13 protein-coding genes and 1 pseudogene are annotated in these 15053 nt (G+C 58.2%); 10 read left to right on the top strand and 4 right to left on the bottom strand.

Annotation, left to right across the window (positions count from 1 at the left end; genetic code table 11):
* Positions 1–993 precede the first annotated feature (993 nt).
* Together FEV16_RS11175 and FEV16_RS11170 are read right to left on the bottom strand one after the other, a co-directional pair.
* On the bottom strand, positions 994–2046 hold the full coding sequence (locus FEV16_RS11175; RefSeq protein WP_246657291.1) for a cytochrome c3 family protein: 1053 nt from the start codon (positions 2044–2046) through the stop codon (positions 994–996).
* Between the two features lie 338 nt (positions 2047–2384).
* A complete protein-coding gene (locus FEV16_RS11170) occupies positions 2385–3215 on the bottom strand; it encodes a pyridine nucleotide-disulfide oxidoreductase (RefSeq protein ID WP_246657290.1) in 831 nt (276 codons plus the stop codon).
* Positions 3216–3791: 576 nt separating this feature from the next.
* Between FEV16_RS11170 and FEV16_RS11165 the strand changes: the two genes are divergently transcribed.
* The 10 genes and pseudogenes from FEV16_RS11165 (at position 3792) to dusA (ending at position 12650) form a co-directional block, all read left to right on the top strand.
* A complete protein-coding gene (locus FEV16_RS11165; protein ID WP_138167719.1) occupies positions 3792–5093 on the top strand; it encodes an NAD(P)-binding domain-containing protein in 1302 nt (433 codons plus the stop codon).
* A 157-nt stretch (positions 5094–5250) separates the two neighbouring features.
* On the top strand, positions 5251–6681 hold the full coding sequence (locus FEV16_RS11160) for an ankyrin repeat domain-containing protein (protein WP_171015207.1): 1431 nt from the start codon (positions 5251–5253) through the stop codon (positions 6679–6681).
* Between the two features lie 122 nt (positions 6682–6803).
* Positions 6804–6956, top strand: a pseudogene (locus FEV16_RS11155) (S26 family signal peptidase); the annotation flags it as partial.
* A gap of 243 nt (positions 6957–7199) precedes the next feature.
* Complete coding sequence (locus FEV16_RS11150; RefSeq protein ID WP_171015206.1) at positions 7200–8252, top strand: roadblock/LC7 domain-containing protein; 1053 nt, start codon at positions 7200–7202, stop codon at positions 8250–8252.
* 80 nt (positions 8253–8332) lie between these two features.
* On the top strand, positions 8333–8698 hold the full coding sequence (locus FEV16_RS11145) for a roadblock/LC7 domain-containing protein (protein ID WP_246657288.1): 366 nt from the start codon (positions 8333–8335) through the stop codon (positions 8696–8698).
* Positions 8699–8746: 48 nt separating this feature from the next.
* Positions 8747–9508, top strand: coding sequence for an MBL fold metallo-hydrolase (locus FEV16_RS11140; protein WP_138167715.1), 762 nt, complete (start codon positions 8747–8749; stop codon positions 9506–9508).
* Position 9509: 1 nt separating this feature from the next.
* Positions 9510–10199, top strand: coding sequence for an OmpA family protein (locus tag FEV16_RS11135; RefSeq protein ID WP_138167714.1), 690 nt, complete (start codon positions 9510–9512; stop codon positions 10197–10199).
* Positions 10196–10843 (top strand): hypothetical protein, encoded by a 648-nt coding sequence (locus tag FEV16_RS11130; RefSeq protein WP_138167713.1) that lies wholly within the window; start codon positions 10196–10198, stop codon positions 10841–10843. Before FEV16_RS11135 ends, FEV16_RS11130 begins: the two co-directional genes overlap by 4 nt.
* Positions 10844–11020: 177 nt before the next feature.
* Positions 11021–11269 (top strand): hypothetical protein, encoded by a 249-nt coding sequence (locus FEV16_RS16920; RefSeq protein ID WP_171015205.1) that lies wholly within the window; start codon positions 11021–11023, stop codon positions 11267–11269.
* Positions 11270–11624: 355 nt separating this feature from the next.
* Entirely contained in the window at positions 11625–12650 is a 1026-nt protein-coding gene (gene dusA / locus FEV16_RS11120) for a tRNA dihydrouridine(20/20a) synthase DusA (protein ID WP_138167712.1), read from the top strand.
* A 4-nt stretch (positions 12651–12654) separates the two neighbouring features.
* Here the strand turns inward: dusA and cobS are convergent, their stop codons facing one another.
* Complete coding sequence (gene cobS, locus FEV16_RS11115) at positions 12655–13431, bottom strand: adenosylcobinamide-GDP ribazoletransferase (RefSeq protein ID WP_246657287.1); 777 nt, start codon at positions 13429–13431, stop codon at positions 12655–12657.
* 61 nt (positions 13432–13492) lie between these two features.
* Positions 13493–14992: a phosphomannomutase/phosphoglucomutase gene (locus FEV16_RS11110; RefSeq protein WP_138167711.1), complete on the bottom strand. Its 1500-nt coding sequence runs from the start codon at positions 14990–14992 to the stop codon at positions 13493–13495.
* Between the last annotated feature and the right edge of the window lie 61 nt (positions 14993–15053).

Below are 15053 nucleotides of genomic sequence, written 5' to 3'. Positions count from 1 at the left end.
CCGGCATAGGACGCCGAACCCAACGCCCCCTTCGTGCCTTGCGACGTATACGACCCGTTGTGGCACGAGTCGCAGCGCGACCCGCTCACCGCCGCATGGTTCATCGTATAGGTCGTAAAGCTCGCTGTCGACGTATGACAAGACTGGCAAGCCGCATTTACAGGGATATGCGTGGCAGGCTTAGTGATAGCGAATCTGCCATCATGGCAAGCGCTACAAATGATCGACGCCTGTGTGTGATCGATAACGCCGATATCAGCAAAAATCGTCGTCCGGTGACATCCCTCGCACTTGTCCGTCGTTGGCGGATGATTCTTCGATTTTCCAAGCGCCACGTAGCCATTATGGCAGCCGCGACATTGTCTCGGCGTATTCTTGAACCGCCCCCCGACGTGACATGATTCGCACGAGGCCTGTCCGTGGCTGTTCGTTAAAAGGAAGCCGGTCGTAGCGTGATCGAAGGGCGTCGTGCCAGGCAGGGGCTGGTTAAAGCTCGGATTAAATGTGCCCGCAGGCGTCGATGTCTGAGCGACGCCGGAAAGAACGCATGCAAATATAACCCCGGCCGCCACGATCAGAGTGACAAGCGCGGACCGCAAGAAGTTCCAACGTAAAGATGGATGGCGCACGCCCGCGCTCAACCACCTCTCCACAATCTTTCGAACTCATAATTTATTTCGGTGGCATCCATCGCACCCCTGAAGCCTCTCCTGTTCCTCAATTCTGTCGCGACGCACGGCCTCGTTGAGACGGAGCAAGCACTACGCTATGGTGATGAGCCACCAGACCTGCGGCGAATAAATCAATGTAAACCATCGACCTGAAAGCGACCTGAAAGCGCGGAAAATTCCGCAAATTAAGTCTCGTCGGATGCAGGTACGAGAAGGTCTCAAGATCGACGCGATTCTGACCAAATTGCGCGTTAAGAATTGCTGGACCGACGGTGGCGCAGAGGGCGTTCACACACTATCGGGTCTAGTTTCACTTTCCGTATTAATTGCGAATATCGACCTTTCGCCAGCTTACTGGATTGTGACACCTTTCGCAGGAACGTCCGAAAGAGCCGACATGCGGATCGTCCTTACGGTGACAACTGGCGCAATCGGATGGGATCTTAAGGCTCGCCGCGTTCTTCTCGCTGTGACAGCTCTCGCATTTTAATCTCGCATGCGCGCCGATGAGCGGGTAACCCGCTTGCCGTCCGTGGTCGAACCGCCAATGCGACCAGGCGCTGGTGTCGTGACAACTGGCACATTTCGGCTGTGCGCCGAGATGGCCCTGGTGATCGTCCTTGTGGCAGCTCTCGCAAGTCACCGGCAATTTGAGAGTGGCCGCATTCTTGGTCGAGTGACAGCTTTCACATTTCAGCCGTTGGTGCGCGCCGGTAAGGGGATAACTGGTCTGGCGCGCGTGATCGAACTTCCATTTGTTCCATGCGAACGGATTGTGGCAACTCCCGCACCGTGCAATTACACCGAGGCGACCTAGGTGATAGCTGTCGCGATGGCATTTCTCGCAGGCGAGCGGCGCATCTTTATAGCTGGGTGAGCCATGACAGTCTTCGCAGGCAACCGACGCGTGCTGGCCGATTAGCTGGAAGCGAGTCCGATTGTGATCAAAGTTGATGTTCTTGCGCCAGTCGACATCGTCGTGACACTGCTCGCAGCGATCGCCGAGTTGCCCCGCGTGTGGATCTTGCAAGCGGTGGCATGACACGCAGGTTTGCGCGAGGTCCTTATATATTTCCCCGATATGACAGATGGCACAGGCAACATCCTTATGAGCGCCGTGCAATGGAAATTTCGTCTTGCCGTGATCGAAGGCTTTGACATTGCGCCAGCTCGTAGGCGAATGGCAGTTGTCGCACCGGTCGCCTAGCCTGCCCTTATGAGCATCGACTTTCCTGTGACAATCGACACAAAGCGATGAAGTCTTGTGGAACGGCGTCTGCGACGCATGACAGGAGTTGCATTCGACGGTTCTGTGAGCATCAACCAGACGATAGCTCGCTAGGTCGTGATCGAATCGTTCACGATCGAGCTGCATGATGTCTGCGTTGCGGCCTTTGTGCTCGGTATGGCAAGCCCTGCATTCGCGATTCAGGGCGTCTGTCTGTCGTCCGTGGAAACGAGTATGCGCCTGGCGATCAGCTGCGATTTCTTTGTGGCAGTCTAAACAGAGTCTTGATTGCGTAGTCTGAGAAAAAGGCTCGTGACACTTCTCGCACTGGCCCTCAAATTTTGAGTGTCCCCCGACAAGAGGTCCCGGTATGACAAGCTTCTCGATTAATCGCTGCGCTTGCGTATAGCCAAATGTCGCGAGCAAGAGAAAGCCCACGATTACGACCGCCCCGCGCCGCCAGCGTTGCACGCCCTAAGCTCCCCTCAATATCGGTGAGCTGCCCAGACATGGACAAGCGCAGCCATCACCATCAAGAAAAATAAGGGAAGATGTAGGAGGTGCCACAAATTGAAGAGGCGTTCATAAAATCTCAGTTTTGCGGCCTTGAGAAGAGCGTTGAAATAGATGGTCACAACTTCGTTCATTTCGGAGAATCTGCGCCGTCTCTGCCACCAGGACCATCCCTTCGTACGCCCCTCAATCTCAACGAATCGTCGCATCTGATCGCGAAGCCGCGCACGCAAGAATCTCGATCGGACTGCCTGAACGCCGCCAAACCACAGGCTCTCAATCGCATTCGATGTGGGCCGCTCGATAATTTGCCTCCCGAACGCGTCAAGCTCGTCAAAAATTGGATCTGCAACATGGGTCTTTTGGCCGAACTCGCGCCTCAACGATTCGATATCCGCGAGAATCTCCTGCGCCTCAGCTTTGCGGCCATAAAGGCCCATGTGAATCTTGCCGTAAATGTACCGGCCGATAACGCCGCTGGTCGCGACGATCAGCATCGCAAATAGAGCGACATTGCTGTTGAGAGCCCCCAGCCGGAAGTTCGAATGGAACATTATGACGACCGGCCCGAACACGCCCAAAAACATGTGAATTCGAAACCATGTCGGCACCGATCCGATGACGCGTTTCGACTTATTGCGTTTGCGATATGAATACATCAGCAAGGCGAGCATCGCGACGCTTCCCGCAATGCCGAGCCAATAGCCGAATCCGCTTTCCGGCACCACGTATTCTTCGTCGCTTTGCAGCCATCCAATAAGGAGGGCGACGAAAACCAGGACAGCGACCGCAACCGGCGTCACGCGAGCAATCGGACGCGTGACGTATGGCCAATATCTTGAGCTTGCGGCGACTGGGTTCATGCTACCCTGATGGTGTCGTGAAGCCGAGACTATAACCATGCCGTTCCCTCGTATCCTGAACAGAAGATTAAATGAGGCGACCTACATGCATGGCTAACTGCGTCAATCTCATGAGCCTACAATCGAAAGGCTGTTGCTAACTCTTCCGCCGTTGCCCGAAGCAGGAATAGCGTGCTCAATTCGGCGATTAAGATTCGTCGAGGTCAAAACAAATTTGACTTGCGGCGCAGCGATTTCGCCGAGTTGCTCCGCGTCTGACGCCAGTGACCCACTTTTATCGCACGCGCACAGTGTCTCATAAAGATATGTGGCGGCTGCATTCATCTACGTTTCAGGTAGCACACAAAATCATCGCTATTCCCAGTCAATTCTTGGTCAGCGCATATCGATAGGGTCGGATGTGAACTAGCCCCAAATGCGTACGCTGTCGGTTTATGTGCGGCTCCTTGTTCACCTAATTTGATCTGACGCGGATCTGCGTCGGCGTTACAAGGTCCGTAAATCAGGATCACAAATATGCAAATCGAAGTGATCTTCGCCTATGTGCTTCCTCTCATGTTTATTTGGGCGGTCTACCTGCCAGCGCGCAAACGGCTCGAAGTTCGCGCGGTCGCAAAACTCGCCGCCTCCACTGAAGCGGGATTACTGGAGCCGGCGTCGCTTCATCCGATCATTGATCGAGCGAAATGCATTGGATGCGCCTCCTGCGTGCGCATCTGCCACGAAGGCGACATCCTCGGCTTGATTGATGGCAAATCGGAGCTCGTCGAGCCGTCACGTTGCATTGGCCATGGCGCCTGCAAGGCAGTTTGCCCGGCCGACGCGATCTCGCTGGTCTTCGGCACAGCGCGTCGCGGCGTCGATATTCCAAACGTCTATCCGAACTTCGAGACCAATGTTCCAGGTATTTTCATCGCCGGCGAACTGGGAGGCATGGGCCTCGTCCGCAATGCCATCGAACAGGGACGTCAGGCGATCGACAGTGTCCGCAGGGTGAATGGGATCGACGTCCCAGGCGTCCTCGACGTGGTTATTGTCGGGTGCGGACCAAGTGGTTTCTCGGCGAGTCTCGCGGCCTTACAGCACAAGCTCCGTTTCGTTACTCTCGAGCAGGACACGCTCGGCGGTACGGTCGCCCAGTTCCCGCGCGGCAAACTGGTGATGACCGCGCCATTCACGCTGCCGCTCGCGGGAACCTTTAACTTCTCCGAACTAAGCAAAGAAGAGCTGATCGCCTTTTTCGAGGGCATCGTCGAAAAAACTGGCCTCGAGATTAACGTGGGCGAGCGCGTCGAAACGGTCACGCGTGAAGGCAACCATTTTGAGGTCAAGTCGACACGAACCACCTATAAGACCCGCGCTGTATTACTGACAATCGGGCGGCGCGGCACACCACGCAAGCTCGACGTTCCAGGCGAAAACCAACCAAAAGTGGTTTATCGCATGATCGATCCTGAGCAGTATCGTGGCCAGCATGTGCTTGTGGTCGGCGGCGGTGACAGCGCGCTGGAGGCCGCCTGTGAAATCGCGGACCAACCTGGAACGACCGTCACCTTGTCTCACCGCAGCGAATCCTTCAGTCGCGCGAAGCTCAAGAACCGCGAACGCGTCAAACAGGCACAGGAAGCCGGGCGCCTCAACGTCATGTTCTCATCCTCCGTTAAATGCATTGGCGTTGACGAAGTAGAAGTGAAATGGAACGGCGAAGTCCGTTCGTTCAGTAATGACGCAGTGATCGTGTGTGTCGGCGGCATACTGCCGACTCCCTTTTTGGAAAGCATGGGCATACAGGTCGAAACGAAATATGGCACCAGGTAGAATCGTACTTCGCAGCTTTTTTGCCAGCGCATTCGCACTAACCGGCGCAGTCATTTGCAATGAAGCGCTGGCTAAGAAGAACTCGGAGAAAGGCGCCGCGCCCTCCATTGGAGCCGGGGCGCCGTCCGCCTCTCTCCCGCAAGCAGGACCGAGCGCCGTGCGCCAACAGTCGGCCGACACGGCGCCGCGCATAACCGCCGCCGACCGAGACGTGTTCACCCATACGCAGAAAGCCGCTATGGCCGGCGACGCTGAAGCGCAGTACCGGCTTTCTTCCTATTATCGGTCAGGACGTGGAACAGCCGAGGATCTCGTTGCCGCATTTAACTGGATGAAGCGTGCTGCCGAATCTGGCGACCGCAAGGCGCAATTTAGCCTTGCCAACATGTATCTCCTGGCGCATGGCGCACCGCTCGACGTTGAGCAGGCGCGCTTTTGGTTGCAAAAGGCAGCAGCGCGAGGCGACGAACGCGCAGCGCTTCTCCTTCGTAAGATCGCGGCGCAAAAACTGGCAGGGCCGTCTAGCGTTCAGCCTGTGGCAGTTGATGCCGGCGAGAATAGCAAGCAGGCGGCAGTGTCTGAACTCAAAATTTCCCCCGAAGCCGCGCTCCGTAACGGCCGCGCAGCCATAATTGATGCGGCTTGCCGCGGTCAAAATGCTGCTTTGAGGCTCCTGATCGGCGCCGGCGTGAATATCATGGCGGCGGATGAACACGGCGACTCGGCTCTTTCCCTCGCCTCCGCTGCTGGTCGTATGGAGTCGGTCGAAATCCTTCTGTCCGCTGGAGCAGACGTAAAGTCTCGCAATAACGCGGGCGAAACAGCGCTTCTTGTCGCTGCGGATAGTGGTTACGTCGAAATCGTCGATCGCCTGCTCGCGAAGGGCGCTGAAATATCCGTCGCGTCAAAAAATGGAGTAACGCCGCTAATCGCAGCTGTTGGCAAATGCCACGAAGTGACAATCGAGCGGCTCATCGAGGCCGGCGCGGACATCAGGCCAGCTAGGGACGATGGGCGAACGGCGCTAGTCGTAGCGGTTGACGCCTGCTCTCCGAAAGTCGTCAAAGCACTCATCGACAATGGCGCGCCGATCAACGCGCTCGACAAACGAGGGCGAACGCCACTTTGGCATGCCGTTGATCGTGGCGATCTAACCGTGGTGGAGCTCCTCTTACACAAGGGCGCCGACCAAAAGATCACGGATGCCGCTGGCGTCACGCCTTTCTTGCAGGCGATCAAGAACCACAATAGCGAAGCGTCTAAGATTTTGTTGGACAAGGGCGCGGACCCACGGCATGCGACGGCGACCGGAAACACCCCATTGATGCTCGCCTCGCATGGCGGCATGGTCGACGTTGTCCAAGAACTGCTAAAGCGTCACGTCGATCTGAATGCAAAAAATAGTCAAGGCTACAGCGCGCTCATGATCGCGGTTCACGAGGGCCGACTCGAGGTTGTTCGGGCCCTGCTCGACAACGGCGCCAATGTGCGCCTGCGCAACAAGAGGCGTGAAACTGCCGCCGACATCGCCAAATACTCAGGCGACGAAAGAATCAGTCAAGCCCTAAGCAATACCGCAGACCGGTAATTCAGATTATCTTTCGGAGTGGCCGCCACTCGTGCACAGACATCGATCGAATTGGATTGGATTAACGACCTGATGCAACCGCATACTCTGCCTGCAGTCAACGACATCGGCGAGATTGTCGCGCCGCTCCCACATGCCGCTGCCCTTCGATGGCTTCAGGCCAGATCTTTCTCGTCAACTGGGATGAACCCTCATCGCTCGACAGACGACACTTCGGAACCATTCCTTCAGAAAAATTAACTGGACGCGCAGTCCCGCTTTGGACGTGGGAGTGACGCAAATGGCGCCAAGGAAATTCGAACTCTCTTAGGAGACATAGCCGCCGATTTCCGTTTCCGGTCTCTGCGCTCGCTTCTATGACGGCATTTGGCGAGAACTCAGCTTGTTGTCGTAGCAATGCCTCAACCGGCACACCGCTGACAAGCAGACCTTGATCGACGAGGCCCGTCGAAATGGGAACGTCACCACAAAGCCATGAGTTGCAATTTCTCGGACCTTCATTGGTAGAGTGCGACACTATGGCGCAACGAGCCTTCTTTATTTCTCGAAGAAGCGCCTCTTTTGTAAGCGAAGGCTTATGCGTAAGTGTGAGTTATTGCGTGTCGCTGGCGAAAGAAATGTCCATCTCAAAATACGACGACTTGTTGTTGCGGGTGGTTGCACGCCTTCCCGACGACACGCCGGATCTGCGGCGTGATGCCTATGAACGTGCGCGTGCGGCGCTAATAAAGCAATTGCTAAACCTTCGACCTCCCATTAGTGACGCCAATCTCGTCGCTGAAGAGCGCGCTTTCAACGAGGCTATCGAGCGCGTCGAAGCGAACGCAAAAGCGCATGCAGCGCCACCGCTTGCTCGCTCGGAGCCCGAGACGCAAAATGGCGATGGAATAGGTTGGTTGAGCGAGCTCCTTAAGAAGGCCTCGCGAGATGTCCCGGCTACGCTCGCCCCGAAACGGGCCCCAACGTCACCCCTTTCTGTGATGGATTTTGCGCCCACGCGGGCGCAGATTGCGGAGCCGGCGGCGCAAGAGCGCGCGCTCTCCCATTCGCGCGTGGAATCTGAGCGCAGCTCCGTGGCGAAAGAGGAGCCATCAGAGACAAGGGCTGCGTCGAGTCGCAACAGTCTCGACAGCATTTTACAGAAGCTCCAGAGCGAATCCCCTGGTGTCGAAGCGAGCGCACTCATCTCGCAAGACGGATCGATGATCGCGAGCACATTTGCGACCACCAACATGGAGGACGTGCGCATCGCTGGAATGGCGGCGACGTTGCAAAGCATGGGGACCCGCGCGGCGACGGCGTTGGCGCGCGGAAATACTCGCGAGGCCGTCGTTCGGGGCACGAACGGCTACGCGATCATGATTAGTGCCGGCCGTGGTGCGCTTCTGCTTGCGGTCGCGAACGACGCGAGCAAATTGGGCTTGATCTTTTTCAACATGTACGAGGCGATCAACTCCCTGCTAGCGGCGATGGAATCGCGCATAATCGAACCCGAAGATCGCGGAACTTCCTTGCCCACTCATAAACTCTCCGTTCGCTCCGCGTGGCATAAAGTGGATGGAACAAAATAAATGTCATCATTCCCACGCTGAGCCGCGACGCGAAGCAGTGACAGACGAAAATGCCGACAGCCGGCAAGAGGGAACCCGCCATGAGCAGGCTCGACGAGATGAACAAAATTCTTCGCAAGATGCAAAGCGATTCGCCGGGCGTCGAGGCGAGCGCGCTTATTTCCGAAGACGGGCTGATGATCGCCAGCGCTCTGACGCCGGACCTCGACGAAACGCGCGTCGCCGGAATGACCGCGACGCTACTTAATCTGGGCACGCGCGCGGCCGTAGAGCTTGCGCGCGGTGAGGTAAAGGAGGTGATCATTCGCGGTGAAAACGGCTACGCCGTGATGATCGACGCTGGGCGCGGAATCATGCTGTTAGCGCTGGCCAATGAGACGAGCAAACTCGGCCTCATCTTCTTCGATATGCACGAGGCGATCCGAAGCCTGAAAAAGGTGCTTTAGGAAAAATGTTCGACGGCGCTCGCCTGCAAGACATCCGCGGAAAGTGACATGGCGCATATGGCTCTTTTCAAGGATGACGTCCACCGAAACCTCCTGTTTGAGGATTTCGATCCCGGGGGACTGGCGATCCAATCCAATCAGCATCTGATTGTGCACGGCTCGGCGGCCATGCTGCTCGATCCCGGCGGACACAAAATATACAGCAGGGTGTTGGCCGAGACCTTTGAAACGCTGGGCGCCGCAAAGCTTACCCATATATTTCTATCGCATCAGGACCCGGATATTGTCGCGGCGATCAACGGGTGGCTGATGACCACAGATGCCGAGGCGTACATTTCGAGCCTCTGGACCCGCTTCGTCCCACATTTTGGGCTCGACCGGCTTGTCAGCGATCGCCTCCATCCGATCGACGACGGCGGCGCCGTGTTTGATCTTGACGGGGCCAAGCTCTACGCGCTGCCGGCGCACTTCCTACATTCGGAAGGAAATTTCCAGCTTTACGATCCGACTGCGAAAATACTTTACACCGGCGATCTCGGCGCTTCGATCGGCGCGCCTTACGTGACCATACCTGATTTCGATGAACATTTGCATTATATGGAAGGCTTCCATCGCCGTTACATGGGTTCAAACCAGGTGATGCGCGCTTGGGCGGACATGGTGCGTCCGCTCGACATCGAGATTATCGCGCCCCAGCACGGCGCTCTTTTTCAGGGCAAGGAAATGGTGACGCGCTTCATTGATTGGTGCGCCAATCTCGACTGCGGCATTGATCTCATCACACCCTTTTTTGAAGTGCCCGGGTGTTGACATGCCAGGCGCCTCAGCCGCTAGAGAACCCGCCTCTGACATAAACCTATATCGCATTCCGGGAGAGGATGCGCCGTTCTGGCTTGCGGCCGGCTTCGCGGCCCTCGGTCCGCTGATGGCGCTCGCTGCAGGTTATCTGCTGGCGAGCCCGAGCGCCCTCGCGCCGCGAAACGATTCCGCGCCTGCCCGTACCGCGCATGTGGCGCGGGTTCCAAGGCAGCCTCCTGTTCGGCCCGCTCCAGCGTCGCTCGAACAAGCGCCGCCCGCTGCCAGACAGGGAGCCAGCGAGACTTCACCAGCGCAGCTCCCGATACGCGAAGCGACGTGCCTGCCGGCCATCAGCGTCGCTTTCTCGAATAATAGCGCGCAGCCGTTGTTGGACGGCGCGCAGGCGCAGCTCGAGCCTTTGCTCAAATGGCTCAAGGATCATGGCGACGCAACGCTCTTGGTCGAGGGCCACGCCGATCCCAGGGGCCGCGAAGCGTATAATGTGATGTTGAGCTACTCGCGCGCTCAGGCGGTGATTGCTTGGCTCGCAGGGCTTGGCATCGAAAAGCGACGCATGACGCCATTGGCCGCAGGCGCCGCGCTGCCAAAGAACCCATCGCTCGTCGTCGCGGATAATCGCATGGCGTTGGTGCAGGTGGCGGGCATCGCCAACTGTCACGCGGAGAGCGCTAAAAGACAATGATTGCGGTCGCACTCGTCATCAACCTCATCGCCGCCCTGTTATTGTTCACTGGCGGCTATCTCTTCGGCGCAAGACGCGGCGCCATCGCGCGCGAACATCTGCGTGAACAGGCCCTTCTTCAGGCGGGCCAGATTGACTCGCTCCGAGAGGAAATGGCGGAGACGTTCATGGAACGGGAGGAGTCGCTCCGGGCGACGATCAACCGTGCGCTGCAACCGCTTGTCGAGCGCGAGCAGTTCGCGCTCGACCTTTCCCAACTAAAATCGGGAACGAGCGAGCGCCGGAACCTCGGCGATCTTTTGAACAAGATCGCCGAGGCGGGCAATTTTACTACCGTGGTTTTGGGCGACGCGGACGGACTCGCGCTTGCCGCTAACGCCATGGCTCGTGACGCGGAGCGGATCGCGGCCATATCATCGCTCGTGTTTCTGATCGCCGATCGCATCTCGGCAGCGGATTTGCCGCGGCCTTTGTCGATGATGATTCGTGACGAAGCCGACAGAACCACTCTTTGTCGCGTCTTTGAGGTGCAAAATCAGCGCTTGACCCTTACAGCAGCGGCGACGGGCCAATCTCGGCTGACGCCTTCCGCCCTCGATCCAGCGCTTGTGAAAGTCGCGAGCGTGCTCGCCAATGCGGCATGAGCATCTTTTCGGGCTTTGTCGCGTTGTCGAACGATAGACGCAAATGGTCTCTCTGACTATTGCGCTGATAGCGCGGCGGTTGTCTGCGCCGCGGCGTGCTAGTCGCGCGACGCAATCACAAAGTCTCTTTCCGGCGCAATCAACGATTGGCGAAAGCTCGACCCTCAAGAAGATGTTATGGTCGAACTCGATAACAAATTTAAGGGAAGCGAGATCGATTGGCACCGTCGAGAGCTGCACGCCATGCACGGCCGCGGCATGCGACAATATGGTTTTGATGTAGCCGAGATCGATCCCGAGAGTTACGGGTCCGGCCCCTTCTTTCGCCCGATCCCGATCAAATTGAATGAGGCGCTCGCGATCCAACTCACCGAGCTTATAGCTCCCAAGGCGTCGCTCAAGAAAGATCAGGCTTGCAGCTTTTGATCGACCGATCTGCTTTCCTACATCCTGAAGGTCGTCCCGATGGATACGCACGAGATCGCCAAACGTCTTGGCGTTCCTTGGCGCACGTTTAGTTGGGGACTCACCGCGATCAATCGGGCGCTCGATGTCCAACGCCCATTCCTCCGCGTCGCGACGGCGGAGGAACGACTCGTTGACATAACTTCCTTTGCGCCGAACCTGAGCGCGCCAGGACCCCGATTTGAGCTTCGTGAACGTCGCCATTTCGTGTGCGCTCTGTGTGCACTGAGAAGTCGAAAGATAGCGAAAAGTGTCGTATCGAGGCGTAGAACGGAGTGCACACGACGCGACCTGTGCCGTTGAGACTAAAGAAATAATGCTGACAAATCAAGAGATTAGGTTCGCCGTTGCGCCTATGATGGATTGGACGGATCGGCACTGCCGATACTTCCATCGCCTATTGTCTCGCCGCGCGCGGCTCTACACGGAGATGCTGACGACGGGCGCCGTCATCCACGGCGATCGGACGCGGCTGATGGCCTTCGACCCCTTCGAACAGCCTCTCGCTCTGCAGCTCGGCGGCGCCGAGCCCGCAGAGTTGGCCAAGGCTGCGAGCGTCGCCGAAGATTTCAGATATTCTGAGGTCAATCTTAACGTCGGCTGCCCGTCAGATCGCGTGCAGAACGGCGCGTTCGGCGCCTGTCTGATGCGCGAGCCTGCGCTGGTCGGCGACTGCATCAAGGCGATGAAGGACGCCGTCGCCATTCCGGTTACGGTGAAATGCCGCATCGGCGTCGACGATCAGGAGCCGGAACAGGCCCTGTTCGCACTTGCCGAGGAGAGTGTCGCGAACGGCGCCGACGCGCTTTTCGTTCATGCGCGAAAGGCTTGGCTCAAGGGGCTCTCGCCTAAGGAAAATAGAGACGTGCCGCCGCTTGATTATGCGCTCGTGCATCGTCTCAAACGAGCGCTGCCGGACGTGCCGATTGCAATCAACGGGGGACTGACGCGCATGGCGCAAATTGAGGAGCAGCTCAATTTCGTCGACGGCGTGATGATCGGACGCGCCGCCTATCACGATCCAGCATTGCTCCTTGAAGTTGATTCCCGATTGTTCGGTGAAGCGGCGCCGACGGCCGACCTCTTCGAAGCCGTCGATGCATTTCTTCCTTACGTTGAGCGGCAGTTAACGAAGGGCGAGCGCCTCGCCGCCATAACGCGTCATCTTCTCGGACTGTTTGTTGGAATGCCTGGCGCGCGATCGTTCCGTCGACGGCTGGCGCTTGAGGCCATCAAACCCGGCGCTGGAGTAGAAACGCTGCTCGGGGCCGTCGATGAAGTGCGCGCCGCCGTCGCGCGCTTAGCCGCTGCGAAACTCGTCGAGCCGGCCGAAACCGGTTGACCGATTAAACAGCGGACAACGTCGCCAGAATGACGATTTCCACCAGCTGTTGCGCGGCGCCCAGAACATCGCCCGTATATCCGCCGATCTGATGTTTCGCGATTCTCGCGGCAAGGGCCGCCACGGCGAAGGCGGCGATGATCGCGATTGCCATCTGACTTACGCCGACCCCTGCGAACCAGGGCGCAACGCCAAAGGCGGCGGCGGCGAACCAGGCTCGGGCCCAAATCTCTCGCGAGGGCGCTACGACGGTTGCGCCCAATCCATCGGGACGCGTGGGCGAGAACCACATCATTGGCGCCAATCCCGCGACACGTGACAAGGCCCCGGCAAAGACGAGCGTGAGGGCTGCGAGTGTGGCGCTTCGCTCAAGAATTGAGGCAAGCGCAGCGACGCGCAATAGGACCGAGAAGCACAGCGCCAGAACGCCATAGGTCCCGATCCGGCTGTCGCGCATGATGGCGAGTTTCGACTCTCGCGTCGCGCCGCCGCCAAAACCGTCGGCGACATCAGCGAGCCCGTCTTCGTGCAGTGCGCCAGTCGCGAGCACGAGAACCGTGACGCCGATGACCGCGCATGCGAACGCAGGAAGATGGCATTTACCCGCCACGATCAGACCCGCGGCGCCTGTGGCGCCGATCAAAGCCCCGGCAATCGGCAGCGCCAGCGCCATACGCCCAAAGTCAAGCGGCGCTTGCGCGTGGTCTCCGATTGGGAGACGCGAATAGAACCGCAAAAAGTTCAATATGTCGGCGAAAAGCAAGCACTGCATCGGCGCCATTGTCGACTCCTCCTTCGACATGTCGAGAAGCGTCGAACCTTCGCTCGCAGCGTCCGCGACTTCAGATCGTCTGGTTGTAGGCGCCGACCTCGGGATTCTCGCGCAGCACAGCGTCGATCGCCGTAAACATTTCTTTCATGCGCGACTGCGACACGGGGCTTTCCACCACGACAACAAGTTCTGGCTTGTTGGATGACGCGCGCACGAGTCCCCAAGTCCCGTCAGCCGCCGTTACGCGCACGCCGTTGATGGTGACCACATCGCGGATCGGCTGGCCGATGATCTGTTCGCCGCGCGCATGCATCGCCTCGATGCGCGTCGTCACTTTTTCAATGACGCCATATTTCTTTTCGTCGTCGCAATGCGGCGACATCGTCGGCGAGCCCCAGGTCTTCGGCAGCTCGGCGTAAAGCTCGGCCATCGACTTCGTCGGATTGCGATCGAGCATTTCGAGGACATGCACGGCAGTGAGCAATCCATCGTCATAGCCGCGTCCGATCGGCTCGTTGAAGAAGAAATGCCCCGATTTTTCGAAGCCGGCGAGCGCCTTGCGCTCGCTGACGCGCCGCTTGATGTAGGAATGGCCGGTCTTCCAATATTCGGTGACGACGCCGCGCGCGACGAGCTCGGGGTCCGTCGCAAAAAGGCCGGTCGACTTCACGTCGACGACGAATGACGCGTTCGGATGAACCTTGGAAAGATCGCGCGCGAGCATGACGCCAATCTTGTCTGCGAAAATCTCTTCGCCATTATTGTCGACGACTCCACAGCGATCTCCATCGCCATCGAAGCCGAGCCCGACGCAAGCGCCAGTCTCGCGCACCTTGTCGGCGATGGCGTGCAGCATGTGCAGATCTTCAGGGTTCGGATTGTAGCGCGGGAATGTGTAGTCCGGCGTTACGTCGAGCGGGATCACTTCGCAGCCGAGGCGCTCCAGCATCTGCGGCGCGAATGCCCCGGCAGTGCCGTTGCCGCACGCCGCCACGACCTTCATCTTGCGCGTAAAGGGTGGCCGGCGCGTGAGATCGTCGATGTAACGCGCGGCGAAATTCTCGATGTATCGGTAAGAGCCGCCTTCGGCCTCGTGAAATTCGCCGGCGAGAACGATCTCTTTCAGGCGGCTCATTTCTTCGGGCCCGAACGTCACAGGCCGGCGCGCGCCCATTTTCACGCCCGTCCAGCCATTATCGTTATGCGAGGCCGTCACCATCGCAACGGCGGGGACATCGAGATCGAACTGCGCGAAATAGGCCATCGGCGACAGAGCTAGACCGATGTCGCGCACGCGCACGCCGGCGGCCATGAGGCCGCTCACAAGCGCTAGTTTGATGGACGAAGAATAGCTGCGATAATCATGGCCGACGACGATCTCAGGCGCGACGCCCATTTCGCGCAGCAGAGCGCCAAGACCCATGCCCAGCGCCTGCACGCCCATGAGATTTAGCTCGGCGCCAAACAGCCAGCGCGCGTCATATTCGCGAAAGCCGGTTGATTTAATGAGCGGCGCCTCTTCATATTCGAATGTATTCGGGCGCAAATTCGGGACGGGCTTGGGAAACATCAATTGTCCTTCGCTTGGCGAGCGTCGCTTGGCAGCCTTGGCATAAGGGAAAATCTGCGCC

Origin of the sequence: Methylocystis sp. B8 (assembly GCF_005771425.1) — a bacterium.
Lineage (GTDB): Bacteria > Pseudomonadota > Alphaproteobacteria > Rhizobiales > Beijerinckiaceae > Methylocystis.
Note: the sequence above shows the minus strand (reverse complement) of the source record. Positions and strands in the feature narration are given on the sequence as shown.